Below are 26736 nucleotides of genomic sequence, written 5' to 3'. Positions count from 1 at the left end.
CAGGAGGGACGGGGCGTTCTCGCTCCGTATGGATGGACGTGAAGCGATACTTCCGTGGGCCGGTCATGTGGATCGTGCTGGCCGTCCTCGCCGTGGTCGTGTTGATGCAGGTCGTCGGCTCGTCGGGCGGCTACAAGACGGTCGACACATCCGATGTCGTTCAGGCGATCAACAACAAGCAGGTCGAACAGGCCAAGATCACCACTGGTGACAGTCAGGTCATCAAGATCGACCTGAAGGACGGCCAGAAGGTCAAGGGCAGCAGCAAGGTTCAGGCCAACTACATCGGTGACGCCCAGGCGACCGACATGGCCAGCCAGCTGCAGACCGGAGTGAAGGGCGGTGACATCCCGAAGGGGTACACCGTCTCGCCCGACAAGCAGAACCCGTTCCTCGGGATCCTGCTGTCCCTGCTCCCCTTCGTCCTCATCGTCGTGGTCTTCCTGTTCCTGATGAACCAGATGCAGGGCGGCGGCTCCCGAGTCATGAACTTCGGGAAGTCCAAGGCCAAGCTCATCACCAAGGACACCCCGAAGACGACCTTCTCCGACGTGGCGGGGGCCGACGAGGCCGTCGAGGAACTCCACGAGATCAAGGAGTTCCTCCAGGAGCCGGCGAAGTTCCAGGCCGTCGGCGCCAAGATCCCGAAGGGTGTGCTGCTGTACGGCCCGCCCGGTACGGGCAAGACGCTGCTCGCCCGTGCTGTCGCGGGTGAGGCCGGTGTCCCGTTCTACTCCATCTCCGGTTCCGACTTCGTCGAGATGTTCGTCGGCGTCGGCGCCTCGCGTGTCCGCGACCTCTTCGAGCAGGCCAAGGCGAACGCCCCGGCGATCGTCTTCGTCGACGAGATCGACGCCGTGGGCCGGCACCGTGGCGCAGGCCTCGGCGGCGGTCACGACGAGCGCGAGCAGACCCTCAACCAGCTGCTCGTCGAGATGGACGGCTTCGACGTGAAGGGCGGCGTCATCCTGATCGCCGCCACGAACCGGCCCGACATCCTCGACCCGGCGCTGCTGCGCCCCGGCCGTTTCGACCGCCAGATCGCGGTCGACCGCCCCGACATGCAGGGCCGTCTGGAGATCCTCAAGGTCCACCAGAAGGGCAAGCCGGTCGCCCCGGACGTCGACCTGGCGGCCGTCGCGCGGCGCACCCCGGGCTTCACCGGCGCGGACCTGGCGAACGTGCTGAACGAAGCGGCGCTCCTGACGGCGCGCAGCGACCGGAAGCTGGTCGACAACAACGCGCTGGACGAGGCGATCGACCGCGTCGTGGCGGGTCCGCAGAAGCGGACGCGGATCATGTCCGAGAAGGAAAAGAAGATCACCGCGTACCACGAGGGCGGTCACGCCCTGGTCGCCGCGGCTTCCCCCAACTCGGACCCGGTCCACAAGATCACGATCCTGTCGCGCGGCCGGGCCCTGGGCTACACCATGGTCCTGCCGGACGAGGACAAGTACTCGACCACGCGCAACGAAATGCTCGACCAGCTGGCGTACATGCTGGGCGGGCGCGCGGCCGAGGAGCTCGTCTTCCACGACCCGACGACGGGCGCGGCCAACGACATCGAGAAGGCCACGGCCACCGCCCGCGCGATGGTCACGCAGTACGGCATGACCGAGCGGCTCGGCGCGATCAAGTTCGGTGGCGACAACACCGAGCCGTTCCTCGGCCGTGAGATGGCGCACCAGCGCGACTACTCGGAAGAGGTCGCGGCGCTCGTCGACGAAGAGGTCAAGAAGCTCATCGAGACGGCGCACAACGAGGCCTGGGAGATCCTGGTCGAGAACCGCGACATCCTCGACAACCTGGTCCTGCAGCTCCTGGAGAAGGAGACGCTGGGCAAGGAGCAGATCGCCGAGGTCTTCTCGGGCATCGTCAAGCGCCCGGCCCGTCCGGCCTGGACCGGCTCCTCGCGGCGTACGCCGTCGACGAGGCCGCCGGTGCTCTCGCCCAAGGAGCTGGCGCTCACCAACGGTGCCGCCACCAACAACGGCTCCGTGCCGATGGACAAGCCCGCGGAGGCCGTCCCGGCCCCCGAGGACCGTCCCGAGAGCTGAGCCGAGGGCCGCACCGGCCCCGGAATGCATGCCGCGCCCCCCAGGTTTTAGCCTGTGGGGGCGCGGCTGTTTTCCGGCCACGCGCATGAACGACAGTCGAGGAACGAGGCACAGATGACCGACCCGGTGACGCTGTACGGCGAGGCGCAGATCGGCGAGTTCGACGAGAAGCGGGCCGAGAACGCCGTGCGCGAGCTCCTCATAGCGGTCGGTGAGAACCCGGACCGCGAGGGCCTCCAGGAGACGCCGGCGCGCGTGGCGCGGGCCTACAGGGAGATCCTGGCGGGCCTCAGGCAAGAGCCCGAGGACGTGCTGACCACGACGTTCGACCTGGGGCACGACGAGATGGTCCTGGTGAAGGACATCGAGATCGTTTCTCTCTGCGAGCACCACCTGCTGCCGTTCCACGGGGTGGCCCACGTCGGCTACATCCCGGCCGAGTCCGGCAAGATCACCGGCCTGTCGAAGCTGGCCCGCCTGGTGGACGTGTTCGCCCGCCGCCCCCAGGTCCAGGAGCGCCTCACCACCCAGGTCGCCGACTCCCTGATGCGCATCCTCGACGCGCGCGGGGCGATCGTGGTGATCGAGGCCGAGCACATGTGCATGTCGGTACGGGGCATCCGCAAGCCCGGCGCGAAGACGACGACGTCGGCGGTGCGCGGCCAGCTCCGCGACCCCGCGACGCGCGGCGAGGCGATGAGCCTGATCATGGCTCGCTGAGAGCCTGTGTCTGAACCCCGCCCGGATCAGGCCGGGGCGTCTGGTGCGTGCGATCGCAAGGCGCCGGAGCGTCCTCGATGGGGGTCCCCCCTGGTCTTCAAGACCTTGGGGGAGGAGCTACTAGGGCGTTTCGGCAACGCGGCATGGGGGTCCCCCCTGGCCCTTAAGGCCTTGGGGGAGTGCGTGCCAGACGTCACGGGCCCGGGCGGGGTTCAGACACAGGCTCTGACATCCGCTGACCGTCCGCCGGTCATCTGCCGACCCCGTAGGCCCAACTCCCGTACGGGGGACGCCTGTTGAGGGGTTATGCGAAACGGCCCCGGCCGCCTGCTCGGCAGGTGACCGGGGCCGTTCGGCGCAGCCGATGTGACGGAGGGTCAGGCGGCCGGGGCCTTGTTGTCGTCCTCGTCCTCGGGGAGCTTGCAGACGCGTTCCAGGAAGAGGGCGGCCGCCACGACGGCGATGCCCGCCAGGACCGAGAAACCGGCGTAGATCGCCTGGTCGCGGCGGGCCGGCACATCGAGATAGCTGAGCAGATAGACGCCGGTGCCGCCGTACATCCCGCACACCAGGGCCGCGACCAGCGCGCTGGACTGGCCGAAAACCACCGCGCGGGCGGCCATCAGGGGCTCGACGCCCTTGGCGCCCGGCCGGCGCTCGCGCTGGGCGCGCAGCCGGGCGCGGATGGACAGGGCGGTGGCGAGCAGGATGACCGCGATCACCCCGAGCACGATGGGCGCCGCGATCGGCACGCTCGGCAGCGTGGAGATCGAGTCCCACAGCCGGGCGCCCGCCCAGGAGAGCACTCCGGCGACGACGAACAGACCGGCCAGCACGCCCAGGCGCAGTTGCTTCACGGAGTAGTGCCCTTCGGGTCTCTGAGCGGTCGTGTCGAAGCCGGGTGCGCTGCAACGCCCCGAGGGGCGCGGGGAACCGCGCGACCGGCCACGGACGGCCCGCAGTCAATGCACTCCGCTTCCCGCGGAGCGCTTGGTGGTCGACCTCAGAAGCGTAACGACTACTCGGGCAGCCGGAGTTCCAGATCGGCGCGGGGCAGTACACCGGCGCGGCCCACGTCGCTCAGCAGGTCGGCGACGGAGCCGTGGCCGGGCAGCTGTGCCTCGGGCTCCACGTCGTGCCAGGGGGCGAGCACGAAGGCCCGCTGGTGGGCGCGCGGGTGGGGGAGGGTCAGGACCGGGTCGTCGGAGATCACGTCGGCGTAGGCAACGATGTCCACGTCGATGGTGCGCGGGCCCCAGCGCTCGTCGCGGACCCGGTCGAAGGCCTCCTCGATGGCGTGTCCGCGCTCCAGGAGGGAGGCCGGCGGCAGGGTGGTCTTCACGACGACGACCGCGTTGAAGTACGAGGGCTGGGAGCCCGCCTCGACGCCCCACGGCTCGGTTTCGTACACCGGCGATACGGCTTTGACGCGCAGGCCCGGGGTGTCCTCCAGGGCGTCGATGGCGCCCTGGAGCGTCTCCAGGCGGTTGCCCAGGTTCGAGCCGAGCGCGATGACGGCGCGGCGCGGGTTGGAGAGCGTCACGTCGGCCGCGTCCACCTGCTCGACCACGGAGGCGGGCACCGGCTGCACGGTCGGGTCGCTCTGAGCGGCCCCTTGCGAATACACGCTCATACTCGGCTCCGGGTGATCGTGATGGTCACGTCGTCGAACGGGACGGTGATCGGCGCGTCGGGCTTGTGGACGACCACCTCCACCTCCTGGACGCCTTCGTGCTTGAGGCACTGCTGGGCGATGCGCTCGGCGAGCGTCTCGATCAGGTCGACGGGCTCGCCCTGGACGACGTCCACGACTTCTTCCGCCACCACGCCGTAGTGCACGGTCTTCGCCAGGTCGTCATCTGCCGCCGCGAGGCGGGTGTCGAGGCCGAGCACCAGGTCCACGATGAAGGTCTGGCCCTCCTCGCGTTCCCGGGGGAAGACGCCATGGTGCCCACGGGCCTTGAGGCCGCGCAGCGCGACACGATCCACGCGAATCACTCCTGCTGTCGTTGGTCAGACGGACATGCGGCCGCGTGCGGGCGGCACGGTGCCCACAATCGAATCTACCTGCGGGCACTGACAGTGCTCGCCCACGGGGGCTATGGACAGAACCGGAGGGGCCTGGTAGCCGCCCCTACCCGATGACTTCGGATTCAATCCTGCGAAGTCCCCAATCGTGCCCGGATTCAGTCCTCTTCCGGCTCTTCGTCGCCCGATTCGGCGAGCACCGGCGAGCCGTGGTGGGACCAGAGCCGCCAGCCCTGGGATGTGCGGCGGAACACATTGGTGGCGACCACGAGCTGGCCGACGAGCGGGCCCAGCGCGCCGCTCTCCTCGGCGGGGCCGCCGCTGAGGATGTTCTCGGTGCAGGTGACCAGCGCCGTTTCGCCGAGGATGACGACCTTCACGTCGGTCAGGAAGAACTGGATGTACTCGGTGTTCGCCATGATCAGCGCGTACGAGCGGAGCACCTCGCCGCGCCCGGAGAGCACCGGCCAGCCCGGGTGGACGCAGGAGATCCCGGTGTCGCCGGCCTCGGTGGCGTCCAGCCAGAGGTCGGACAGCTCGTCGAAGTCGCCCCGCTCCAGGGTCTCGTAGAACGCGGTGTTGGCGCGCTCGACGGCCTCGGCCTCGGTGCGCGGGGTCACCGGGCTCCCTCGACGGCGCGCGCCACGCGGACGGCGTCGGCGGTGGCCCGCACTTCGTGGACGCGGACCGCCCAGGCGCCTTCGTGGGCGGCGATGGCGGAGACGGCGGCGGTGGCCGCGTCGCGTTCGCGGGCGGGCGGCGGGGCGCCCTCGTCGCCCGCCAGGACGTGGCCCAGGAACCGCTTGCGGGAGGCGGCGACCAGGACGGGACGGCCGAGCGCGCGCAGCTCGGCGAGGTGGGCGACCAGGGCGAGGTCGTGCCCGGCCTGCTTGGCGAAGCCGAGGCCGGGGTCGATCACCAGGCGCTCGGGGGCGATGCCGCCCTCGATGACGGCCTCCATGCGGAGACGGAGTTCGGCGACGACCTCGCCGACCACGTCCTCGTACACCGCGCGGCTGTTCATGTCCTGGCTGAAGCCGCGCCAGTGCATGACGACGAAGGGGGCGCCGGTGGCGGCGACGGCGGGGATCATCGCGGGGTCCGCGAGCCCGCCGCTGACGTCGTTGACCAGGACCGCGCCCGCGGCTATCGCCTGCTCGGCGACGCGGGCGCGCATGGTGTCGACGGAGACGGTGACGCCCTCGGCGGCCAGGCCCCGTACGACGGGGAGGACGCGGCGCAGTTCCTCGGCCTCGTCCACGCGGGAGGCGCCGGGGCGGGTCGACTCGCCGCCGACGTCGACGAGGTCGGCCCCCGCGGCCACCAGGTCGAGGCCGTGCTTGACGGCGGTGGAGGTGTCGAACCACCTGCCGCCGTCGGAGAAGGAGTCGGGCGTCACATTGACCACGCCCATGACGGCGCAGCGGTCCCATTCGGGCAGGCCTTCGACGGACCCCCGGCCGTTCCACGTACTCATACGTCAAGCGTAGGCGTCAGCCGGGCGTTCCCGGACCACGCTCGGGGGTGGCGAAAAGGCGCTGGAGGAGATCGTGCAGGGCGACGCGGTCGGCGTCGGGCAGTGCGTCGAGGGCGCCGTGGGTGGCGAGCATGCCGGCGCGGACGGTCTCCACGGTGCGGATGCCGTCGTCGGTCAGGACGACGTTCTTGACGCGGCGGTCGGTGGGGCTGGGCTCGCGGCGCACCAGGGCGCGGGCCTCCAGGCGGTCGACGATCCCGGTGACGTTGGAGGCGTCGCAGTGCAGCGTGGTGGCGAGCGAGCGCATGGAGGCGGGGCCCCGGCGCAGCACGGTCAGGGTTTTGGCCTGGCTGGAGGTGAGGCCCTCGTCGGCGGCGGCCGAGGTGAAGTCGCCGTAGAAGCCGGCCAGGGAGTCCCAGATGGCATCCATGAGCGCGGCGTTGCTGACGGCGGGCGGGCGACTGGTTCCAGGCATGCCGCCCACTGTACCCGCGATTCGAGCGAAACTTGACTACCTCAACCTTTGATGTTTACCTTCATTAAGTTGCTTGAGGTAATCAAGCTTCGATCGACTCAAGTACCTCCTCCTGCCGTACGGAAGAAAAAGTGACCACTAACCAACGCCCCAGCGGCGGTACAGGGCTCGTCCTGGTGCTCGGCCTCGCCGCCATGGTCGTCTCGATGATGCAGACCCTGGTCGTGCCGATCCTCGGGATCATCCAGAACGACCTCGGCACCACCACCTCGGGCGTCAGCTGGGTCACCACCGCGACCCTGCTCTCGGCGGCCGTCTTCACCCCGCTGCTCGGCCGCTTCGGCGACATGCACGGCAAGAAGCCGACGCTGATCGGTGTGCTCGTCGTCATGGTCGCGGGCTCCGTGCTCGCCGCCACCACCAGCTCGCTGACGCTGCTGATCGTCGGCCGGGTGCTCCAGGGCGCGGCCACCGCGATCTTCCCGCTGGCCCTTTCCGTGCTGCGCGAGGAGATCCCGCCGCAGAAGCTGCACGGCGCGATGGCGCTGGTCAGCGGCACCCTCGCGTTCGGCAGCGGCCTCGCGCTCGTCGGCGCGGGCCTGCTCACGCAGGGCTCGCACCCCGACTACCACCGGGTGTTCTGGCTCGCCGTGATCCTCGCGGTCGTCGCCCTCATCGCGGTCATCGTGGTCGTCCCGTCCTCCCGTACGAAGACGGGCGGGCGCACCGACTGGCTCGGCGCGGCCACCCTCGCCGCCTTCCTCGTGCTGCTCCTGCTGCCCATCTCGCAGGGCCACGAGTGGGGCTGGGGCTCCGCCCGTACGGTCGGGTTCTTCGTCGCCGCCGTGGTGATGGCCGGGGTCTGGGTCCTGGTCGAGCGCAAGGTGAAGGCGCCCATGGTGGACATGCGGATGTTCGCGCACCGGCCGGTGCTCTTCACCAACCTGGCCGGGCTGCTCCTCGGCTTCGCGATGTTCTCGCAGTTCATCGGCGTCTCGTACCTGGTGCAGATGCCGGACAAGCTGACCGGGTACGGCTTCTCGGCCTCCGTGCTTCGCGCCTCCGTCGAGTACCTGCTGCCGACCACCCTGGTCTCGCTGATCGCCGCGCCGCTGGGCGGGCAGCTGGTCGGGCGGATCGGCGCGCGCTTCACGCTCGCGGCGGGCGCCGCCTTCGGCGTCCTCGGCTTCGCCTGGCTGACCGGGGCGCACGACTCGACGGCGTCCGTGATCCTCGCGGGCATGCTGATCGGTGCCGCCATCAGCTTCGGGTACGCGGCGATGCCGGCGCTCATCGTGGCGAGCGTCCCGCACCACCAGACGGGCATCGCGAACGGCATCAACTCGATCGCGCGGTCCGTGGGCTCCGCGATCGCCAGTGCGGTCATCACCTCGCTGCTCGCCTCGAAGGTCATCTCGGGCCTGCCGGCCGGGGTGCCGCCGCTGCCGGCCGAATCGCAGTTCACGCTGAGCTTCGCGCTGGCGGGTATCGCGTTCGTGCTGGTCGTGGGCGTGGCGCTGGTGGGCCTCTCCTCCGACAAGGCGCGGGCTCGGCGGGTTGCGGCGTCTTCCGCGGAGGCGGTCGAGCAGGAGCTGGAGCGAGCCTGACCGCGCGGGGAAACGCAGAACCCCGGTTCCGAGCCCCGCAAGGGGCCCGGAACCGGGGTTCGAGGCGGGGTGGGTCCTACGCCGCCGTCGCCTCCCGCTCCGCCGGGGCGACATGCGCGCACGCCCGCTCGCGGCGAGCCGCCCGGGTCAGACGGGCCAGCGGCGCGGGGAGACCCAGGTTCACGAAGCCCTCCGCCTGCATCACCGCGAAGCCGATGCGCGGCAGGTCCGCGTGGGCGCGGTAGACCATGAAGCGCGGCTCCCACCGCGGCTGGAACTTCGCGTTGAACTTGTACAGGGACTCGATCTGGAACCAGCGGGACAGGAAGACCAGAAGCCCTCGCCACATCCGCAGGACCGGCCCCGCGCCGATCTTCTCGCCGCGTGCGAGCGCCGAGCGGAACATCGCGAAGTTGAGGGAGACCTGACGAACACCGATCTTGTCGCAGGCCTGCAGCGAGGCCACGATCAGGAGCTCGTTCATGCCGGGGTCGGCCGAGCGGTCGCGGCGCATCATCTCAAGCGACATTCCGTCCTTGCCCCAGGGCACGAAGTGCAGAATGGCCTTCAGGTCGCCGAACTGGCCGGGGATGGCCCCCTCCTCGTCCGCCTTGTGGGCCGTGGCGATCACGCAGTCGCCGTCGTTCGGGTCGCCGATGCGGCCGAGGGCCATCGAGAAGCCGCGCTCGGTGTCGGTGCCGCGCCAGTCCTCGGCGGCCCGGCGGATGCGCTCCAGCTCCCCGTCGGACAGGTCACGAACGCGCCGTACGCGGGTTTCGTAGCCATTGCGCTCGATGCGCTTGACCATCTGGCGTACGTTCCGCATGGCACGTCCGGCGAGAGAGAAATCCGCGACGTCCACCACCGCCTCGTCACCCAGCTCCAGGGCGTCGAGGCCGGTCTCGCGGGTCCAGACCTCGCCGCCGGTCTCCGAGCAGCCGACGACCGCCGGGGTCCAGGAGTGCGCCTTGGCCTCGTCCATGAAGCGCTCGATGGCGCCGGGCCAGGCCTCGACGTCGCCGATCGGGTCGCCCGAGGCGAGCATCACGCCGGAGACCACGCGGTAGGTGACGGCCGCCTTGCCGCTGGGCGAGAAGACGACGGCCTTGTCGCGGCGCAGCGCGAAGTGGCCGAGCGAGTCGCGCGCGCCGTGCTTGGCGAGCAGCTCGCGGAGCTTGTGCTCGTCGTCCTGGGTGAGGCGGGCGGCCGGGTGCTCGGGGCGGAACGCCAGGTAGATCGTGGTGATCGCGGTGAGCAGGCCGAGCGCGCCGAGCGAGTAGCCGACCGTCCAGCTGGTCCTGCCCTGGTACTCGACCGGGCCCTCGAAGCCGAAGAGGCCGAACATCACGTGCTGGATGCGGTCCACGATGCTCGGGTTGCCCACCGTGCGGTTGGGGTGGACGCTCACGATGACCAGGCCCAGGCCCAGCGACCCCGCTCCCATCAGGAAGAAGTTCGCCACCGCCTTCCAGCGGCTGCGCGGGTCGGGCAGCGCGGTGAACTCGTTCCGGTGGCGGACCAGCAGTGTGAGAAGTACCAATGAGATCAGCACGCCGACGACGGAGTGCCGGTACCAGAACTGGGCCACCGCCCCGATGGGCAGCAGCACCACGGCGGCCCGCCAGGCTCGCCGCTTGCGGCGCTTCAGGCCGTGCGCGAGGAGCAGCAGGAGGATGCCGGCGCAGAGCGCCACGGCCGCCGCGAAGGGGCCGAAGGTGCCCGGCAGCACCTCGCTGACGGTGTGGAACCGACTGTGCCGGACGCGATCGAAGACTCCGGCCGCGACGTCCAGGAGGCCCACGATCGTGCAGGCCGTACCGACCAGCTTGGGAACCGACTCGGGGCGTGGCCCGCGGAGGACCTTTCGTACACGAGTCGGAACCGATCCGTTTTTGTCCCCATCTATCCTGACAGACATCGCTTCCCGTGACTCCGCGAAAGATTCAGTTGGCCGGGGGACGGTGTCCACACCGTCCAGCCGGACAATTTGCGCCCTCTAGGACGGGACTTCAGGGGGGCGGGTTCCCCGGTCTCAGGAAAATCTCAGCCAGAAATCTCAGCCAGAAAGTTTCATCGACTCATGGGTCTCACGAGCAACAAGGTTCTGGCACTCGCCGTGTTCCTGGCGGTGGTGCTGTTCGCGGTCACCATCTGGTTGTGGCCGCGCCTGGCGCGCCGCAGCTGGAAGGCCGTGACGGGCCGCATCGGGCTGCTGCTCGCGACCCAGCTGGCGATCTTCGCCTCGGTCGGTCTGGCGGCCAACAACTCGTTCCTGTTCTACGGGTCCTGGGCGGACCTGTTCGGGCAGGAGCAGGACATGGGCAAGGTCGTCGACCACTCGGCGGGCGGCAGGAACGTCCAGGTCGTCGGCAAGCAGAAGCCGGACACCCCGGGTGCGGGCAAGCCGCAGCTGGGCGGCGAGATCCAGAAGATCGTGCTGGCCGGCGAGAAGTCGAAGATCACGAGCCCGGCCTACGTCTATCTGCCCCCCGAGTACTTCCAGAAGGCGTACGAGAACAAGACCTTCCCCGCCTCGATCGTGCTGACCGGCTACCCGGGCACCGCCGAGAACCTGCTCAAGGGGCTGAGGTACCCGAAGACGGCCTGGGCGCAGGCCAAGCAGAAGAAGATGCAGCCGATGATCCTGATCATGATGCGGCCGACGGTGGCGGGCCAGCGGGACACCGAATGCGTCGACATACCGGGCGGACCGCAGACCGAGACGTTCTTCGCCAAGGACGTGCCGGGCGCGATCTCCGCGAATTACCGGGTCGGCACCAAGCCGCAGAACTGGGGCTTCATCGGCAACTCGACCGGCGGCTACTGCGCCCTGAAGATCGGCATGCACCACCCCGAGCAGTTTGCGGCGAGCGCCGGCCTGTCCGCGTACTACAAGGCGGCCGACGACCCGACGACCGGTGACCTCTTCCACGGCAACAAGCAGGAGGAGAACCGCGCCAACCTGCTGTGGAGCCTGGACCACATCAAGCCCGCCAAGTCGTCCTTCCTGGTCACGAGCTCGCTGTCGGGCGAGGAGAACTTCAAGCCGACCCAGTCCTTCATCAAGAAGGTGAAGGCGCCCGGCCGCGTCTCCTCGATCACCCTCGACAGCGGCGGCCACAACTTCAACACCTGGCGCCGCGAGATCCCGCCGGCCCTGGAGTGGATCAGCGGGCGGCTCAGCGCGAGCTGACCGACTCGACCTTCACCTCGGTCCGCGGCACCGCCTGGGCGTCCGCGTCGATGGAGCGGCGCAGCGCCTCGTGGAGCCGGGCCGGGGTGAGGACGCCGAGGAAGCGGCCCCGCTCCTCACGGTCGATCACCGCGATCCAGCCCGCGTCGTGCTGGAGCATGGTGGAGAAGGCCTGCTTGAGCGAGGCGCCCACCGGCAGCCAGGCCTCCATGCGCCGGGCGTGCTCGCGGACCGTGCCCGTGCTGAGCCGGGCCTGCTCCGCGGAGATCCAGCCGTGCAGGTTGTCCTCGCCGTCCAGGACGACCGCCCAGCGCGCGATGTCGGCCGGCAGCGGGTCGTCGAGGTGCACCACGGGCGGCTGCTCCAGGTCGCCCTCCTCGATGGGCGTCACCGAGAGCCGCTTGAGCCCCCGGTCGGCGCCGACGAAGTCCGCCACGTACGCGGTGGCGGGGGCGCCGAGCACGGCGGCGGGGGCGTCGAACTGCTCGATGGCGCCCTGCCCGTAGACGGCGATGCGGTCGCCGAGGCGGACCGCCTCCTCGATGTCGTGGGTGACGAACAGGACCGTCTTGCGCACCTGCGACTGGAGCCTGAGGAACTCGTTCTGCAGCCGCTCGCGCACCACCGGGTCGACCGCGCCGAACGGCTCGTCCATCAGCAGCACGGGCGGGTCGGCCGCCAACGCCCTTGCCACGCCCACCCGTTGACGCTGACCGCCGGACAGCTGCTCCGGATAGCGCGAGCCGTACGTCGTCGGGTCGAGCCCGACCAGGTCGAGCAGCTCGGCCGCCCGCTTCTGCGCCACGGCCTTCTTCACGCCGAGCAGGTGCGGGACGGTCGCGGTGTTCTCCAGGACCGTCTTGTGCGGGAACAGCCCGACCTGCTGGATCACATAGCCGATACGGCGCCGCAGTTGAACGGGATCGACGGTCGATATGTCCTCGCCGTCCAGGAATATCCGCCCGCTGGTCGGCTCGATGAGCCGGTTGACCATTTTCATCGTGGTCGTCTTGCCACACCCCGACGGGCCGACCAGGGTGACCAGTTCACCCTCGGCCACCTCGAAGGACAGGTCGTCGACGGCGGTGGTGCCGTCGGCGTACCGCTTGGTGACGTGCTCGAACCGGATCATGGTTCCCCATTGTGAAGGCTGGCTGGCGCGCTTGTGTGAAGCCCATGTTGCTGTACTGCGAAGGCCCGAGGCGATTGTCAGTGGCCGGGGATAGGGTCGTCGGGAACGAATCGAACACCCGGGGGAGGTGGGGGAGTGGCGCAGAGCTGTCTGGCGGCCAACGACTGGATCTGCTGGGAGTACGTCAGCTCCCGGAGCCAGGAGTTGACCGACGCGACGGTCCAGCACGTCTGGATCACCGCGGTGTCGGTGCTGATAGGCCTGCTCGTCGCCTTCCCCCTCGCGTTGCTCGCGCGCGGGCGCAAGGGCGTCGCGGCCACCGTCCTCGGCTTCACGACCGTGCTCTACACCGTGCCGTCGCTGGCGATGTTCGCCCTGCTGCTCCCGTTGTTCGGCCTCTCGGCCGGGCTGGTGATCACGGGCTTGGTGCTGTACTCGCTGACGATCCTCGTACGGAACATCCTGGCCGGGCTCGAATCGGTGCCCTCCGACGCCCTGGAGGCCGCTCGCGGCATGGGCTACGGGCGGATACGGCTTCTGTTCGAGGTCGAGCTGCCGCTCGCGCTGCCCGCGCTGATGGCCGGGCTCAGGATCGCCACGGTGGCCACCGTCGCGCTGACCACGATCGGCTCGCTCGTCGACCACGGCGGCCTCGGCAACCTCATCGAGCAGGGCCTGCCCACCTTCTTCAAGGCGCAGATCCTCACCGCGTCCGTTCTGTGCGTGGCGCTCGCCATAGCCGCCGACCTGCTGCTCCTCGGGATCCAGTGGCTGCTCACCCCCTGGACCCGGATCCGTACGGCGAAGGCGGTCTGAGCGATGGGAGTCTTCACACAGGCCTGGACGTGGCTGACCACGGGCGCCAACTGGTCGGGGGAGGACGGTGCCTGGCACCGGCTCGGCGAGCACGTGTACGTCAGCGCGCTCGCGCTCGTCGTGTCCTGCCTGGTCGCCCTGCCGATCGCGCTGTGGCTCGGCCACATCGGCAAGGGCGGCGCGCTCGCCGTCAACATCTCCAACGTCGGCCGGGCGATACCCGTCTTCGCGGTGCTCGCCCTGTTCATGGTGACCCCGCTGCGCAACGCGGGCTATCTGCCGACCGTGATCGCCCTGGTCCTTTTCGCGGTGCCGCCGCTACTCACCAACGCCTATGTCGGCATGCGCGAGGTGGACCGGGCGGCGGTGGAGGCGGCTCGCGGCATGGGCATGTCGGGGCGCCAGCTCTTCCTCCAGGTCGAACTGCCGCTCGCCTACCCGCTGATCATGACCGGCCTCCGCTCGGCGGCGGTCCAGATCATCGCCACCGCGACGATCGCCGCGATGGCCGGACTGGGCGGGCTCGGCCGGATAGTCACGGAGGGATTCGCGGTGTACAACACCCCGCAGGTGGTGGCGGGGGCCATGCTCGTGGCGGCGCTCGCCCTGCTGGTGGAGGGCGTCCTGGTGGCGGTCGACCGCCTCTTCAGCCCGCTGCGCAAGCGTTCGTGATCCCGCGAGCGTTCGTGACCCTGTGACTCCACAACACCGTGATCCGGCAGCACCCGTGACCCCGCGACACCCGTGATTCCGCGACCTCTCCTGAATGGTGAACCCTCATGAGCAAGATCCTGCGTACGACCGGCCTGGCACTCGGCACGCTGGCGCTGGCCGGCACGCTCGCCGCGTGCGGTGGCGACAGCCTGGAGAAGAGCAAGGACAAGAGCAGTTCGAGCGGGTCCGGCGGATCCAGCAGTACGGGCGGGGGCAAGAAGGGCTCGCTGGTGATCGGCGCGGCCGGGTTCACCGAGTCGGCGGTCCTGGCGGAGCTGTACTCGCAGGTCCTGGCCGACGCCGGGTACTCGACCTCGGTCACCACCGTGAAGAACCGCGAACTGTACGAACCCGCCCTGGAGAAGGGCGAGATCGACGTCGTACCGGAATACGCGGCCACGCTCACCGAATTCCTCAATGCCAAGGCGAACGGCGCCAACGCCAAGCCCCTCGCCTCCAGCGACGTCACCGCGACCGTGGGCGAACTGACCAAGCTCGCCGGGCCGCGCGGACTGAAGGTTCTGTCCGCCGGCGAGGCGGTGGATCAGAACGCGTTCGCGGTGACCAAGGAATTCGCCGCCAAGAACAACCTCAAGACCCTTTCGGACCTGGGTACTTCCAAGGCCAAGGTGAAGATCGCCGCCGGTGACGAGTGCAAGATCCGGCCCTTCTGCGCGCCGGGCCTGACCTCCAAGTACGGCATCGACGTCACGGGCATCGACCCCAAGGGCGTCGGCACCCCGCAGGCCAAGCAGGCCGTCAAGGACGGGGTGGACCAGCTGGTCCTCACCACCACGACCGACGCGACGCTGGACACCTACGGACTCGTCCTGCTCCAGGACGACAAGAAGCTGCAGAACGCGGACAACGTGCTGCCCGTCGTCAATGCGAAGGACGCGGGCGGCCAGGAGATAGCCGATGCGCTCGGCAAGCTGACCAAGGCCCTGACGACCGCCGATCTGGTCGATCTCAACCGCAAGGTCGATGCCGAGCGGGCCAAGCCGGCCGATGTCGCGAAGACCTATCTCCAGTCGAAGGGGCTGATCAAGAAGTAGCCGAATTTGGCGATTCGAGTAACTACAGGGGAACAGATTGACGGGTGGGGGTCCATATGGGGTCTACGCACGGTAAATTTCAGGCCATGCCACGTGGACGCCACCGTCATTCCCCTCCGCTGCACCGGCTCCTCCAGCCGTCGGCCGTCGCCGGCGTCTCCGTCATATGCGCCGGTGGCGCCTGGCTCTTCGATCAGCCAACGGTGCTGCGGTCGTTGGCCGCCGCGGCTGCCGCGGCCTGCGTCACCGGCTCGGTGCTCATGCGCGCCTGGGACCGGGCCGCCGGCCGCCGCGTCGCCGAGCTGACCCGCTCGCGCGCCGCCGACCAGTGGCGCACCGAGGAGCGGATCGCCGAGCTGGAGACCGAGTTGGAGGAGTCGCGCGAGCTGCGCGGCCGCCTCGACGCCAAGCTGCGCACCAAGCGCATGGAGCTGGCCGGGCTGCGCGGCGAGCACGCGGCCCTGCTGCGGCGTTACGCCAACGCCGAGACCGAGCGGGCCAGCGCCCTGGAAGGCCGGCGTCAGCTCGCTCTCGAAGCAGGGCCCAAGGCTCTGATGCCGTCGGGCAGCACGCCGACGCCGGCCTCTTACCTCGCGGCCGCCCGCGCCCTGGAGTGCCTCTCGCTCAGCGCCGAACGCCAGGCGAAGGCACGGGCCGAGGCGGATGCGGCCAAGCCCCGCGCCGAGTCCCGGGAGGCGGAGGAGCCGCAGGGGAAGCCCGCGGCGGCCCTCGGGGAGCACACCCGCCCGGCGGCCGCCCTCACCGCCAAGCCCCGCCAGGCCGAACTGCCCGCGGCCCCCGCGCCGGTGGCCTCCGCCGTGCTGCCCTACCTGGCCCGCCGCGCGGTGCGTCCCGAGGGCAGCTTCGACTTCTTCGGCACGGGCGGCGAGCAGAAGGCGGCCGCCGCGATCGAGGCCGTACAGGACGAGGACCTGGCCGACGTGGTCGGCGAAGAAGCCCTCGCGGACCGCGCCCAGCAGGGCGGCCCGGACAAAACAGCGGGCGAGGTAATCGACCTGACGGCCCATGACGAGACGGAGCAACTGGACGTGGCGGAACTGAGGACGGCCATCTCGTAGGCCGGCTTTCCCGGGGTTCCGCCCCAGACCCCGTTCGCGCCTTAAGAGCGCTCGTCCTCAAACTCCCCCAAGGCATCAAGGGCCAGGGGGACCCCCATGACAGGCTGAAGATGCCTGCGAGGGACAACCCTGTCAGGGGCGCGGGCTGTGACATGTGCGGCTCCGCCGCGATGGGGGTCCCCTGTTCATGGGGGTCCCCCCCTGTTCATGGGGGTCCCCCCTGTTCGAGCGAAGCCGAGAACTTGGGGGAGAAGCCGAGAACTTGGGGGAGAAGCCGAGAACTTGGGGGGAGCGACCAGCCACCGGCGGCCCGCAGCGAACCGAAGACATCCGGGAGGGGGCCGGGGCCGCAGGCCCGGGGTTGATGGGGGCCGGGGCTCAACAGCCCCGGAACGAGGTCTGCGGCCGGTACCGAGGCCGCGCATCGTGGCGAGTGTCGGTACCGTCCGCAGAGTCCGGATGGGCGGCACAACCGGCATCCGGGCGGGCTCCTCCCCCGAGTGGGCCCACGGGAATGATTGTCGGCCGGAGCCACGCCTTCTTTCCAGGGGGCACGGGTGCAGATAATTGCTCCGGCGACCGCACCGCGCCCCGCGGGCGCCCCCATCGACCGCCCCCACCTACGGAAGGCGCTCCCCTTGCACCTCGCCGACGCGGACCGTGCCGCCCTGCGGTCGCTGCTGCGGGAGCGGGCGCTGTTGCGGGAGCGGCGTGCGGCCGTCAGCCCCGGCTCCGCCGGCTTCCCGCCGCGACGTCCCGGCCCCGGCCGGCGCGCGGCCGGGCTCAGCCGGGAGCAGATGGACCTGCTGCTCGACCGTACGCCGGGCACGTACAACCGGTTCGAGAACGGCCAACTGCCGACGCCCTCAGCCGAGTTGCTGACAGCCGTCGCCACCCTGCGGCCGATCAACCACGCGCTGTACGGGCCGGGCTGGGTGACGACGTGCGTCGCCGAGCCGGTGACGTCGCCGGGCGCCCGCGTCATGCTGCTGATCTACACGCCGGGCGAACCGCTCGCGAGCCGTAGTCCGGTCCCTCAGGCATCGCTGCCAAGTTGACCAAGTTTTGGGATTTGTGGGGTTGAATCAAGCCAACTGACGTACGGTGAGGATCCGCCCGTTTTCGATTTGTGAGGGAGATCGTCCGTGCCCGCTCACATAGCACCTCCCTGTGTCGTTCTGCCGGGGAATGTGGTGACGACCGACGAGATCTGCGCCGACATCCGCCGAGCCCATCGGGAACTTCCGCGCCTGGAGGCCGTGTTGCGGGTCGCCCGGGCGACGACCGTGCGGACCCGGCACTTCACCCGCCCGCTGGGCGCGCCGACCGTGGCCGGAAATGCTCTGGTTGAGGAGCGCAACAAGGCGGCGTACGAAGACGCGTTGGGTCTCGCGGCCGAGGCGGGGCGGCGGGCGCTTGCCCAGGCGCAGCTGCGGCCCGAGGACATCGACGCGATCGTCACCAGCCACACCACGTCGTGGACGGTGCCCTCCCTCGATGTCCACCTGGTCGCCGAACTCGGCCTGCGGCCCGACATCCGGCGCCACCCCATGGGCACGGTCGGCTGCGCGGGCGGCGCCCAGGGCCTGGTCCGCGCCCACCAGGACATCGCGGTCCACCCCGGCGCGAACGTCCTCGTCGTCACCTCCGAGTGCCTGTCGGCGGCGACGTACAACCACGAGGACACCAGCCTCGAATCCATGGTCTACAAGGTGCTGTTCGGGGACGGCGCGGCCGCCGCGGTCGTCTCCGACAGCCCGGCCTGGGACGGTCCGAGCTTCGTCGTCGAGAACACCTTCGAGTACGTACTGCCCGACAGCGCCGACCGCTACCGGGGTCGGCTGACCGGTGCCGGGCTGCACTTCGACTCCACCCGGGCCGCGACCGCCGCCTTCAACGACTGCCTGCCGGCGCTGCGGGAATGGCTCGGCAAGGACGCGCTCGACTTCGCGGTGGTGCACCCCGGCGGCCCGCGCATCCTGGACGACACGGCGGCGGGCCTCGGCCTCGACGGCGAGGCCGGCGCCCTGCGGCACGCCTGGGAGAGCCTGGAGGCCAACGGCAACCTGGGCGGCTCGGCGGTCCTGGACGTCCTGGCCCGCACGTTCACCCAGCCGCCCGCCCCCGACGCCGAGGGCCTGATCATCGCGTTCGGCCCGGGCTTCGTCCTGGCGGCGGCGAGGGGCTACTGGTCCAACTAGCGTGTCCGGACGTCTACTTGTCGATGTCGCCGACGACGAAGAACAGCGATCCCAGGATCGCGACCATGTCGGCGACGAGCGTCCCGGGCAGCAGCACGGCGAGCGCCTGGATGTTGTTGTACGAGGCCGAGCGCAGCTTCAGCCGGTACGGCGTCTTCTCGCCCTTGCTGACGAGGTAGTAGCCGTTGATGCCGAGCGGGTTCTCGGTCCAGGCGTACGTGTGGCCCTCGGGCGCCTTGAGGACCTTGGGGAGGCGCTGGTTGATCGGCCCGGGCGCCAGGCCGTCCATCCTGTCGAGGCAGGCGTCGGCGAGGTCGAGCGCGTTGTGGGTCTGCTCCAGGAGGCACTCGAACCGGGCGAGGCAGTCGCCCTCCGTGCGGGTGACGACCTTCAGGGTGTCCCGCAGCTCGCCGTACGCGAGGTAGGGCTCGTCGCGGCGCAGGTCGAAGTCGACGCCGGAGGCACGGGCGATGGGCCCGCTGACGCCGTACGCGTGCACGGCCTCGGCGGGCAGGACGCCGACGCCCCTGGTGCGCGCCCGGAAGATTTCGTTCCCGAGCACGAGCCGGTCGTACACGTCCATGCGCGAACGGACCGAGGCGACGGCGTGCCGGACCCGGCCGAGCCAGCCCAGCGGCAGGTCCTCCTTCAGGCCGCCGACCCGGTTGAACATGTAGTGCATGCGGCCGCCGGAGACCTCCTCCATGACCGTCTGGAGCTCCTCGCGCTCGCGGAAGGCGTGGAAGACGGGGGTGATGCCGCCGAGCTCCAGCGGGTACGAGCCGAGGAACATCAGGTGGTTGAGGACCCGGTTCAGCTCGGCGAGCAGGGTGCGGGTCCACACGGCGCGCTCGGGGACCTCCATGCCGAGCATCCGCTCCACGGCCATGACCACACCGAGCTCGTTGGAGAAGGCGGAGAGCCAGTCGTGGCGGTTGGCCAGCATCACGATCTGCCGGTAGTCGCGGGCCTCGAAGAGTTTCTCGGCGCCGCGGTGCATGTAGCCGATGACCGGTTCGGCGTGCTGGATGCGTTCGCCGTCCAGTACGAGCTTGAGGCGTAGCACTCCGTGGGTGGAGGGGTGCTGGGGGCCGATGTTGAGCACCATGTCGGTGCTCTCCGCCCCGCCCCCGATCCCGACCGTCGTCTCCGTCATGCGGGCCAGTATCCCCCGCGGCGGGGTGGCCACGACGCGCTGGGGCCCGCCCCGGACCCCGGGGCGGGGAATCACACCGGGGCCACCCGCTGGAGCAGCCAGCCGAAGTCTCCCAGCCCGCCCCGCGAGGTGAGTTCCGCCGCCTCCCCCGCCCCGGCCAGCGCGCGCACGTACCCCGCCGGATCCGAGGACGCCAGGGACAACGGGGGCCGCGCCCCCGAGACCCCCAGGCGGGCCAGGGCCGAGCGCTGCGGAACCAGCTCCGCCCCCGGCAGCGCGCACGCGTCCAGGGCGACATGCGCCGTGATGTCGCAGGACCCGTCCGGTACGGGCGCGACCTCCCGCCCGCCCCGGAACCCGCTCAGCGTCCCGAACGGCGGCCGAGAACCCGATGTGTGCGCGTAGTCCACGGCCACGGCGAGCCCCGCCTCCAGCGAGGCGACCGCCCCCGCCCACGCCTCGTCCCGCGGCCACCCGATCTCGGCCCGAGAACCCGGCTCGCTCAGCGGCCACCAGCGCGCGAGCCACTCCGCGTCCGCCCCCGACACCGGCGCGCCCAGCGTCTCGGTGCCGTCGGGCCGTACGAGGACGAGCCTGGCGACGCCGTCCGGGTCGACCTCCGCCACGTCCACGGGCACGTTGTCGAGCCACTCGTTGGCGAAGAGGAGGCCCCGGACGCCGGAGGGGACGGACGCGCACCAGGAGATCCGGTCGTCGAGACCGTCGGGCCGGGCCGCGCGCTCCACGGCGTACGCCCGGACCGGGAACCCGGCGGGCAGCGCGGCCAGCACGCCGCTCAGCAGTTCACCGCGCCCCGCACCGACATCGACGAGGTCGACCGGCCCGGGCCCGAGCCCGGCCGCGACCTCCGTCAGGAGGCGGGCGACAGCCCCGGCGAAGAGCGGCGAGGCATGCACCGACGTACGGAAGTGCCCGGCGGGCCCCTCGGGCCGCAGGTAGAACCCGCCGTCGCCGTAGAGCGCCCGCTCGGTGGCGGCCCGCCAGCCACAGGGCGCCCCACGCCCGCTCCTGCCAGGGGACTGCTGACACGTCTCATCCGTCACGGGGTCAAGTCTCCACCTTGCGGAGTACGCCACCGGGATCAGGATCGCCCCGGCGGTTGACCCCTGCACCTATCTGCTTTCCCTACGCTGGGTTACGTGCAGCGCCTCTATGACTTCATCCGCAGACACCCGACCGGGGTCGACACCTTCTGGGCCGTCATCCTGTTCGGGTTCTCCTGCCTGCAGATCCTGGCGGCGGCGAACGATCCGAAGCAGGCCGGCTGGGGCATCCAGGTCCTGGTGGCGCTGGGGATGGGCACGGCCGTGGCGCTGCGCCGCAAGGTCCCCGAGAAGATGCTGCTGCTCGTGATCGCCATGGGCCTGGTGCAGCTCGCGCTGAACGTCAATCCGCAGATCCAGGACTTCGCGATGCTGGTCATCGTCTACACGGTGGCCTCCGCGGGCGAGCGCTGGGCCTCACGGGTCGCGCTGGTCGGGGGGCTGTGCGCGGCGCCGCTCGCGCATGTGCGGTGGATGGGCACCGGCAACATCAACACGGCGACGGAGAAGGTCTTCTTCGTCATCATCATGACCGTCCCGTTCGTGCTGGCCTGGGTGCTCGGCGACTCGATGCGCACCCGCAAGGCGTACTTCGCGCAGCTGGAGGAGCGGGCCTCGCGCCTTGAGCGGGAGCGCGAGGCGCAGGCCAAGGTGGCTGTCGCGGCCGAGCGGGCCCGGATCGCCCGCGAACTGCACGACGTGGTCGCGCACAACGTGTCGGTGATGGTCGTGCAGGCCGACGGCGCCGCGTACGTCATGGACACCTCACCGGACCAGGCGAAGACCGCCCTGGAGACGATCTCGATGACCGGGCGCCAGGCGCTCGCCGAGATGCGCCGACTGCTCGGCGTGCTGCGCACGGGCGAGCACCAGGAGGCGGGGGAGTACGTGCCGCAGCCGGACGTCCAGCAGATCGAGGACCTGGTCGAGACGGTCCGCGGGGCCGGCCTCACCGTCGACTTCAAGATCGAGGGCACCCCGCGCCCGCTGCCCAGCGGAGTCGAGCTCACGGCGTACCGGATCGTGCAGGAGGCGCTCACCAACACCCGCAAGCACGGCGGCCCGGACGCGGGGGCGAGCGTGCGGCTCGTGTACTTCGACGACGGGCTCGGCCTCCTCGTCGAGGACGACGGCCGCGGCGCCGCCCACGAGATGTACGAGGACGGCGGCGCGGACGGCCAGGGCCACGGCCTGATCGGGATGCGCGAGCGGATCGGCATGGTCGGCGGCACCCTGGACGCGGGGCCGCGCCCCGGCGGCGGCTTCCGCATCAGCGCCCTGCTGCCACTGAAACCGGCTCACTGAAGCCGGCCCACTGATTTCCTGTACGTGCTCGACCGTTGTACGCCGTGATGTTGTAGGCCGTGATTCGTGATTGCTGTACGCCGTGATGGAGAGGGAACGATGACGATCCGCGTGATGCTCGTCGACGACCAGGTGCTGCTGCGCACCGGGTTCCGGATGGTGCTCGCCGCCCAGCCGGACATGGAGGTCGTCGCGGAGGCGGGCGACGGCGCGGAGGCGATCGACATCCTGCGCGCGACCGCCGTCGACGTGGTCCTGATGGACGTGCGCATGCCGAGGCTGGACGGCGTGGAGGCCACCCGGCGCATCTGCGAGGCGCCGAACCCGCCCAAGGTGCTGATCCTGACGACGTTCGACCTCGACGAGTACGCGTTCTCCGGGCTGAAGGCGGGCGCCAGCGGCTTCATGCTGAAGGACGTGCCGCCCGCCGAACTGCTCGGCGCGATCCGCTCGGTGCACAGCGGCGACGCGGTGGTCGCGCCGTCGACGACCCGGCGTCTGCTCGACCGGTTCGCCCCGCTGCTCCCGGCCGGAGGCGGCAAGGAGCCCGAGCACAAGCAGCTGGGGAAGCTGACCGAGCGCGAGCGGGAGGTCATGCTCCTGGTCGCGCAGGGCCTCTCCAACGGCGAGATCGCCGCCCGCCTGGTCCTGTCGGAGGCCACGGTCAAGACCCACGTGGGCCGCATCCTGACCAAGCTGGAACTGCGTGACCGCGTCCAGGTCGTGGTCCTGGCGTACGAGACCGGCCTGGTGCGGGCGGGCGGCGGCGCCTGACCCGATCCGCGGCCCGACCGTACGGCTGCCACCCATTGCCCATAGTACGACGAGCGTCGTACTATGAGGCTCGTTCGGTACTTCGGTGTGAGATCCAGGTGCGGGGGAGTGGCGTCATGCGTGCGGTCAGGTTTGACCAGTTCGGCGGCCCCGAGGTGCTTCGGCCGGTGGAGGCGGAGGTGCCGCGGCCGGGGCCCGGCGAGGTGAGCATCGATGTCGCGTACGTCGGCGTCAACTTCGCGGATATCAAGGCCCGTTCGGTGGGGTACCGGGTCGAATCACTGCCCTTCGTGCCGGGGCTCGAACTCTCCGGCCGCATCCGGGCCGTCGGCGCCGGGGTCGAGGGGCTCGCGGTCGGGCAGGAGGTCGCCGCGATGACCGAGGGCGGCGCGTACGCGGACGTGGCGCTCGCCCGGGCCGTCACCGTCTTCCCGCTGCCCGAGGGCGTGAGCCTGCGCACCGCCGCGACCCTGCCCACCGTGCTGCCGACCGCGCACGCCCTGATCCATGAGGTGGGCCGGTTGCAGCCCGGCGAGAGCGTCCTGGTGCAGGGCGCGGCGGGCGGCGTCGGCACCGTCGCCGGGCAGGTCGCCAAGCTGGCCGGGGCGGGTGCGGTGTACGGCGTGGTCTCCAGCGAGGCCAAGGCCGACTACGCGCGCAAGCACGGCTACGACGACGCCTTCCTGACCGGCACGTTCGACGCGGACGTGCTGCGGGCCACCGGCGGGCGTGGCGTGGACCTGGTGCTCGACCCGGTCGGCGGCGAGACTCTGCGCCGGGGCCTGGAATCGCTCGCCCTGTTCGGCCGGCTCGTCTCGTACGGCAACGCGAGCGGCGAGGAGGCCTGGCAGGTCGGGCAGAGCGAGCTGTACCCGCGCGGCCGGACCGTCTCGGGCTTCTCCGTTCTGGGCCTCGCGGCCGGCGACCCCCATGCGCTGCGAGAGATCGCGGACCGCGCGCTGCGACTCGCCACCAGCGGTCAGGTGGAGCTGCCGGTCACCGCCGAGTTCCCCCTCGAAGAGGCCGCCGCCGCCCACGAGTTGATGGAGGGCCGCACCTCTACGGGCAAGCTCCTGCTGAAGGTGGCCTAGCGCCGGCCCGCCCCCTGGGGCTACCGCAGCACCCCCTCGACGAAGTCGCTGCCCAGGCGGGCCACGACCGTCAGGTCCAGCTGGTGCAGCACGTACCGGCCGCGGCGCCGTGTCGTGATGAGGCCGGCCTTCTTGAGGACGGCCAGATGGCGGGAGACCTCCGGCGCGGTGATCCCGTGCGAGTCGGCGAGCTCGCTCGTGGTGTACGGGGAGCGGGCCAGGTTGCGGCACAGGCGCATCCGCATCGGGTGGGCCAGGGCCTCCATCCGCAGCTTGAGGGTCTCGACCGAGGCGGGCGAGGGCAGTTCGGGCCCGTGCACCGGGTAGTGGATCACCGGCCGCCAGCCCGGCGCGTGCAGCACCATCAGATGCGGCCAGCCGAACGAGGTGGGCACGAAGGTGAGCCCGGCGCCGGGCTCCGGGTCGGTGGCGGTCGTGCGGCCCTCGGTCAGCTTGTCCACGCTGATCCGCGTGGCGCCCTCGTCCAGGCTGAGCGCGGCCGATACCGAGGCGACGGCCCCGTCGAGGCCCTTGCGCCGAAGGAGCTCCGCCTTGTGCCGGGCGTCGGCGGCCAGTTGGACCCGGAGCCGCTGCCAGGTGTCCGCGAAGAAGGCCTGCTCGCAGTCCTCGAACAGGCGCCGCAACCAGGCCCGTACGGAATCCGGATCGCTCAACAGGCGCTGGGTGAACTCCACTTGGCGTGGACCGCGGATCGCCGCCATGTCCAGGGCGCGCGCCCGCATCGCCGGGTCGTGCAGCGGGGACGGCGTCTTGACCGCGTACAGGCTGGAGCAGGTGAACTCCAGGGCGGCCGATGCGAACCGCTCGTCGGGGAGGCGGTCGAGCAGGTCGAGGTCCTCGGCCAGGGTCGAGCCGGGGCGGCCGTCCCCGCCGGGTATGCCCGCGAACGGCATGAACACGTCGGAGAACGTGTTGCGCCACAGGAATTCCGCCTCGTGCAGCCGGTCCGCGAGATCGGGCTTCAGGGAGGCCGCGGTCGCCGTGACCCAGCCGTGCAGGCCCGGGTGGTGGCCGGGCTCGGAGAGCGCGTGCAGGGCCAGGCCCAGCTCGGCGAGCGGCGAGATCGCGAAGCCGATGCGCTCGGGCGGCAGGCCCGTGATGTCGATGGTCACGCTCATGGGCCCATGGTGCACCGCGGCACTGACACAGCGGCCGTCGATTGACGCTCCCCGTCAATCGACGGCGCTGGTCAGGGCCTCATTTGACGCGGCTCGTCAATCGGCGCGACGTCCGGCCGGAACAGGTTCACCGTGGAGGCATGGACGTGATGCAGCAGCACATGATCGACAGCTACCGCGCGGCCCGGCTCGGCGCTCCCGCGCCGCCGGTGCCGGGCACGCACGACGTGGCGGTCCTGCGCGGGATGCGGGACTACCGCCGTTTCGAGTCGGTCCTGGCGGGCCGGCTCGCCACGGGCCGGCTGCGGGCGGCGCTTGCCCGTCTGTTCGCCCCGCAGCACCCCCGCCACCACCCGCCCGCCTGCCGCTGAGCAGGCACGGCCCGAGCCGCGCCCGAGCCCCCGGGTGCGGCACCTCCGAAACCCCGCTACGGCAGCAGCCGTACGAACTCCGTCACCGCGGCCCGTACGTCCTCGGCGGTCCACGCGAGGCCCGGCGCGTTCACCGTGACCTCGGTGACCGCGACGCCGACCGGGCCCGAGGGGTTAGCGAACCAGCGGCGGAACAGGCAGACGCCGCTCTCCTCGGCCTGCCGGAGCGCGGCGGTGTTCAGGACCTCGACCTCGTACGGCAGCCACACCTGGAACTGGTGGGTGTGCGGCGGCTCGGGGTGCACCCGGAACCACGGCACGCCCGCCTCGGCGAGGCCCTCCTTCAAGGCTGCGGCGACGACCTTGGCGTGGGCCACGTACGAGGGGAGTTCGGGCAGCTCCTTGCGCAGGCCGAGCAGGCCCGAGAGGGCGGCCGGGAACTGCTGGAAGAGCTGACCGCCGTAGCGGTGGCGCCAGGTGCGGGCCTCGGCGATCAGCGACTCGGAGCCCACCAGGACGGCGCCGGACAGGCCGCCCAGCGTCTTGTAGAAGGACACGTACACGCTGTCCGCGAGGCCCGCGATCTCCCGTAGGGGGCGGCCGAAGTGGGCGGTGGTCTCCCAGATCCGGGCGCCGTCGAAGTGCACCACGGCGTCGCGTTCCCGGGCCGCCTCCACCACGGCGACCAGTTCGTCCCAGGTGGGCAGCACGAACCCGGCGTCGCGCAGCGGGAGCTCCAGCATCAGCGTGCCGAACTGCTCCTCGAAGTCGAGCACCTCCGTCGCGTTCGGCAGCCGGGGCTCGTCCGTCGGGTGCACCGTACGCAAGCCGCTGAGCTGCCCGAACGCCTGGCGCTCATGGACCTCGGGGTGGGCGAGCGGGTGCAGGGCGACCGTCGGACTGCCGGTGCGGGCCGCCCAGCAGCGCAGCGCGACCTGCTGGGCCATCGTGCCGGTGGGGAAGAAGGCGGCGGCCGGGAAGCCGAGCTCCTCGGCGGTGCGGCGCTCCAGCTCGCTCACCGCGCCGTTGCCGTAGATGTCGGCGAACTCGTCCAGGTCGTAGACCTCGGCGCCGTCCGCCAGAAGGGCCGTCAGGCGCTCCGCGAGGGTGTGGTCGACCGTCTGCTCCGCCAGCGTGCGTTCGGCGCTCCTGAAGACGGCCAAGCGGCGCTGGTGGGCCTGATCCGGGGTTTCCTCCACCGTCCCGCCCGGGGCACCGGAGGTGGATTCGGGGAGGGGATTCCGCTCGGTTTCTGCCATGGGTTCTGCCATGGGGCGATGAT

At 70.8% G+C, this 26736-nt stretch carries 26 protein-coding genes; 14 read left to right on the top strand and 12 right to left on the bottom strand.

The window, feature by feature from the left end; all coding sequences use genetic code 11:
* Positions 1–32 precede the first annotated feature (32 nt).
* Together ftsH and folE are read left to right on the top strand one after the other, a co-directional pair.
* The gene (gene ftsH / locus ACWC2B_RS25110) at positions 33–2057 is read left to right on the top strand and encodes an ATP-dependent zinc metalloprotease FtsH (protein WP_450720213.1); all 2025 of its coding nucleotides are present in this window, start codon (positions 33–35) and stop codon (positions 2055–2057) included.
* Positions 2058–2171: 114 nt separating this feature from the next.
* The gene (folE, locus tag ACWC2B_RS25105) at positions 2172–2777 is read left to right on the top strand and encodes a GTP cyclohydrolase I FolE (RefSeq protein WP_450720211.1); all 606 of its coding nucleotides are present in this window, start codon (positions 2172–2174) and stop codon (positions 2775–2777) included.
* Between the two features lie 377 nt (positions 2778–3154).
* Here folE and ACWC2B_RS25100 read toward each other — a convergent pair whose 3' ends face one another.
* From ACWC2B_RS25100 to ACWC2B_RS25075, 6 genes are all read right to left on the bottom strand, one after another.
* Positions 3155–3634 (bottom strand): DUF3180 domain-containing protein, encoded by a 480-nt coding sequence (locus ACWC2B_RS25100; protein ID WP_450720209.1) that lies wholly within the window; start codon positions 3632–3634, stop codon positions 3155–3157.
* Positions 3635–3795: 161 nt separating this feature from the next.
* Entirely contained in the window at positions 3796–4410 is a 615-nt protein-coding gene (gene folK, locus ACWC2B_RS25095) for a 2-amino-4-hydroxy-6-hydroxymethyldihydropteridine diphosphokinase (protein ID WP_053731209.1), read from the bottom strand.
* Complete coding sequence (gene folB / locus ACWC2B_RS25090) at positions 4407–4766, bottom strand: dihydroneopterin aldolase (RefSeq protein WP_053731208.1); 360 nt, start codon at positions 4764–4766, stop codon at positions 4407–4409. Before folB ends, folK begins: the two co-directional genes overlap by 4 nt.
* 197 nt (positions 4767–4963) lie before the next feature.
* Complete coding sequence (locus ACWC2B_RS25085) at positions 4964–5425, bottom strand: nuclear transport factor 2 family protein (RefSeq protein WP_450720206.1); 462 nt, start codon at positions 5423–5425, stop codon at positions 4964–4966.
* The gene (gene folP / locus ACWC2B_RS25080; protein WP_450720204.1) at positions 5422–6282 is read right to left on the bottom strand and encodes a dihydropteroate synthase; all 861 of its coding nucleotides are present in this window, start codon (positions 6280–6282) and stop codon (positions 5422–5424) included. Before folP ends, ACWC2B_RS25085 begins: the two co-directional genes overlap by 4 nt.
* Positions 6283–6298: 16 nt before the next feature.
* Complete coding sequence (locus tag ACWC2B_RS25075; protein WP_450720202.1) at positions 6299–6757, bottom strand: MarR family winged helix-turn-helix transcriptional regulator; 459 nt, start codon at positions 6755–6757, stop codon at positions 6299–6301.
* A 131-nt stretch (positions 6758–6888) separates the two neighbouring features.
* Here ACWC2B_RS25075 and ACWC2B_RS25070 point away from each other — a divergent pair, with 131 nt between their 5' ends.
* Positions 6889–8364, top strand: a complete 1476-nt coding sequence (locus ACWC2B_RS25070; RefSeq protein ID WP_450720200.1) for an MFS transporter — start codon at positions 6889–6891, stop codon at positions 8362–8364.
* A 76-nt stretch (positions 8365–8440) separates the two neighbouring features.
* Here the strand turns inward: ACWC2B_RS25070 and ACWC2B_RS25065 are convergent, their stop codons facing one another.
* The gene (locus ACWC2B_RS25065) at positions 8441–10282 is read right to left on the bottom strand and encodes a phosphatidylglycerol lysyltransferase domain-containing protein (protein ID WP_450720198.1); all 1842 of its coding nucleotides are present in this window, start codon (positions 10280–10282) and stop codon (positions 8441–8443) included.
* A gap of 162 nt (positions 10283–10444) precedes the next feature.
* On the opposite strand from ACWC2B_RS25065, the gene ACWC2B_RS25060 reads away from it, so the two are divergent.
* On the top strand, positions 10445–11557 hold the full coding sequence (locus ACWC2B_RS25060) for an alpha/beta hydrolase (RefSeq protein ID WP_450720196.1): 1113 nt from the start codon (positions 10445–10447) through the stop codon (positions 11555–11557).
* Here the strand turns inward: ACWC2B_RS25060 and ACWC2B_RS25055 are convergent.
* Complete coding sequence (locus ACWC2B_RS25055) at positions 11544–12689, bottom strand: ABC transporter ATP-binding protein (RefSeq protein WP_450720194.1); 1146 nt, start codon at positions 12687–12689, stop codon at positions 11544–11546. The genes ACWC2B_RS25060 and ACWC2B_RS25055 overlap by 14 nt on opposite strands.
* Before the next feature lie 135 nt (positions 12690–12824).
* On the opposite strand from ACWC2B_RS25055, the gene ACWC2B_RS25050 reads away from it, so the two are divergent.
* The 6 genes from ACWC2B_RS25050 (at position 12825) to ACWC2B_RS25025 (ending at position 18554) form a co-directional block, all read left to right on the top strand.
* Positions 12825–13505 carry an ABC transporter permease gene (locus ACWC2B_RS25050; protein WP_450720192.1) on the top strand — a complete coding sequence of 227 codons (681 nt, stop codon included), beginning with the start codon at positions 12825–12827 and terminating at the stop codon, positions 13503–13505.
* A gap of 3 nt (positions 13506–13508) precedes the next feature.
* The gene (locus tag ACWC2B_RS25045) at positions 13509–14177 is read left to right on the top strand and encodes an ABC transporter permease (protein ID WP_450720190.1); all 669 of its coding nucleotides are present in this window, start codon (positions 13509–13511) and stop codon (positions 14175–14177) included.
* 107 nt (positions 14178–14284) lie between these two features.
* On the top strand, positions 14285–15274 hold the full coding sequence (locus ACWC2B_RS25040; protein ID WP_450720188.1) for an ABC transporter substrate-binding protein: 990 nt from the start codon (positions 14285–14287) through the stop codon (positions 15272–15274).
* Positions 15275–15360: 86 nt separating this feature from the next.
* On the top strand, positions 15361–16353 hold the full coding sequence (locus ACWC2B_RS25035) for a hypothetical protein (RefSeq protein ID WP_450720186.1): 993 nt from the start codon (positions 15361–15363) through the stop codon (positions 16351–16353).
* Between the two features lie 557 nt (positions 16354–16910).
* On the top strand, positions 16911–17411 hold the full coding sequence (locus tag ACWC2B_RS25030; protein ID WP_450720184.1) for a hypothetical protein: 501 nt from the start codon (positions 16911–16913) through the stop codon (positions 17409–17411).
* 87 nt (positions 17412–17498) lie between these two features.
* Positions 17499–18554 carry a PhlD gene (locus tag ACWC2B_RS25025; RefSeq protein WP_450720182.1) on the top strand — a complete coding sequence of 352 codons (1056 nt, stop codon included), beginning with the start codon at positions 17499–17501 and terminating at the stop codon, positions 18552–18554.
* A 13-nt stretch (positions 18555–18567) separates the two neighbouring features.
* Here ACWC2B_RS25025 and ACWC2B_RS25020 read toward each other — a convergent pair whose 3' ends face one another.
* Both ACWC2B_RS25020 and ACWC2B_RS25015 read right to left on the bottom strand, forming a co-directional pair.
* Complete coding sequence (locus tag ACWC2B_RS25020) at positions 18568–19710, bottom strand: NADH-quinone oxidoreductase subunit D (protein ID WP_450720180.1); 1143 nt, start codon at positions 19708–19710, stop codon at positions 18568–18570.
* 71 nt (positions 19711–19781) lie between these two features.
* Positions 19782–20774 carry an SAM-dependent methyltransferase gene (locus ACWC2B_RS25015; RefSeq protein ID WP_450720178.1) on the bottom strand — a complete coding sequence of 331 codons (993 nt, stop codon included), beginning with the start codon at positions 20772–20774 and terminating at the stop codon, positions 19782–19784.
* A 96-nt stretch (positions 20775–20870) separates the two neighbouring features.
* Between ACWC2B_RS25015 and ACWC2B_RS25010 the strand changes: the two genes are divergently transcribed.
* The 3 genes from ACWC2B_RS25010 (at position 20871) to ACWC2B_RS25000 (ending at position 23944) form a co-directional block, all read left to right on the top strand.
* Positions 20871–22079, top strand: coding sequence for a sensor histidine kinase (locus ACWC2B_RS25010; protein ID WP_450720176.1), 1209 nt, complete (start codon positions 20871–20873; stop codon positions 22077–22079).
* Between the two features lie 99 nt (positions 22080–22178).
* The gene (locus ACWC2B_RS25005) at positions 22179–22853 is read left to right on the top strand and encodes a response regulator (protein WP_450720174.1); all 675 of its coding nucleotides are present in this window, start codon (positions 22179–22181) and stop codon (positions 22851–22853) included.
* A 116-nt stretch (positions 22854–22969) separates the two neighbouring features.
* Positions 22970–23944 (top strand): quinone oxidoreductase family protein, encoded by a 975-nt coding sequence (locus ACWC2B_RS25000; protein WP_450720172.1) that lies wholly within the window; start codon positions 22970–22972, stop codon positions 23942–23944.
* Between the two features lie 20 nt (positions 23945–23964).
* Here ACWC2B_RS25000 and ACWC2B_RS24995 read toward each other — a convergent pair whose 3' ends face one another.
* The gene (locus ACWC2B_RS24995; protein WP_450720231.1) at positions 23965–25077 is read right to left on the bottom strand and encodes a DUF5937 family protein; all 1113 of its coding nucleotides are present in this window, start codon (positions 25075–25077) and stop codon (positions 23965–23967) included.
* A gap of 146 nt (positions 25078–25223) precedes the next feature.
* Between ACWC2B_RS24995 and ACWC2B_RS24990 the strand changes: the two genes are divergently transcribed.
* Positions 25224–25454 (top strand): hypothetical protein, encoded by a 231-nt coding sequence (locus tag ACWC2B_RS24990; protein ID WP_450720170.1) that lies wholly within the window; start codon positions 25224–25226, stop codon positions 25452–25454.
* 56 nt (positions 25455–25510) lie between these two features.
* Here ACWC2B_RS24990 and ACWC2B_RS24985 read toward each other — a convergent pair whose 3' ends face one another.
* Positions 25511–26725: a threonine aldolase family protein gene (locus ACWC2B_RS24985; protein WP_450720168.1), complete on the bottom strand. Its 1215-nt coding sequence runs from the start codon at positions 26723–26725 to the stop codon at positions 25511–25513.
* Between the last annotated feature and the right edge of the window lie 11 nt (positions 26726–26736).

The organism is Streptomyces sp. NPDC001415 (assembly GCF_053597395.1).
This window is presented reverse-complemented; position numbering and strand designations above follow the sequence as displayed.

Coding starts and splice junctions, on each gene's coding strand:
- ACWC2B_RS25000 (WP_450720172.1), top strand. CDS start 22,970: ATGCGTGCGGTCAGGTTTGACCAGTTCGGCGGCCCCGAGGTGCTTCGG.
- ACWC2B_RS25020 (WP_450720180.1), bottom strand. CDS start 19,710: ATGACGGAGACGACGGTCGGGATCGGGGGCGGGGCGGAGAGCACCGAC.
- ACWC2B_RS25005 (WP_450720174.1), top strand. CDS start 22,179: ATGACGATCCGCGTGATGCTCGTCGACGACCAGGTGCTGCTGCGCACC.
- folE (WP_450720211.1), top strand. CDS start 2,172: ATGACCGACCCGGTGACGCTGTACGGCGAGGCGCAGATCGGCGAGTTC.
- ftsH (WP_450720213.1), top strand. CDS start 33: ATGGACGTGAAGCGATACTTCCGTGGGCCGGTCATGTGGATCGTGCTG.
- ACWC2B_RS25075 (WP_450720202.1), bottom strand. CDS start 6,757: ATGCCTGGAACCAGTCGCCCGCCCGCCGTCAGCAACGCCGCGCTCATG.
- ACWC2B_RS24990 (WP_450720170.1), top strand. CDS start 25,224: ATGGACGTGATGCAGCAGCACATGATCGACAGCTACCGCGCGGCCCGG.
- folK (WP_053731209.1), bottom strand. CDS start 4,410: ATGAGCGTGTATTCGCAAGGGGCCGCTCAGAGCGACCCGACCGTGCAG.
- ACWC2B_RS25065 (WP_450720198.1), bottom strand. CDS start 10,282: ATGTCTGTCAGGATAGATGGGGACAAAAACGGATCGGTTCCGACTCGT.
- ACWC2B_RS25035 (WP_450720186.1), top strand. CDS start 15,361: ATGCCACGTGGACGCCACCGTCATTCCCCTCCGCTGCACCGGCTCCTC.
- ACWC2B_RS25060 (WP_450720196.1), top strand. CDS start 10,445: ATGGGTCTCACGAGCAACAAGGTTCTGGCACTCGCCGTGTTCCTGGCG.
- ACWC2B_RS25040 (WP_450720188.1), top strand. CDS start 14,285: ATGAGCAAGATCCTGCGTACGACCGGCCTGGCACTCGGCACGCTGGCG.
- folP (WP_450720204.1), bottom strand. CDS start 6,282: ATGAGTACGTGGAACGGCCGGGGGTCCGTCGAAGGCCTGCCCGAATGG.
- ACWC2B_RS24985 (WP_450720168.1), bottom strand. CDS start 26,725: ATGGCAGAACCCATGGCAGAAACCGAGCGGAATCCCCTCCCCGAATCC.
- ACWC2B_RS25045 (WP_450720190.1), top strand. CDS start 13,509: ATGGGAGTCTTCACACAGGCCTGGACGTGGCTGACCACGGGCGCCAAC.
- ACWC2B_RS25055 (WP_450720194.1), bottom strand. CDS start 12,689: ATGATCCGGTTCGAGCACGTCACCAAGCGGTACGCCGACGGCACCACC.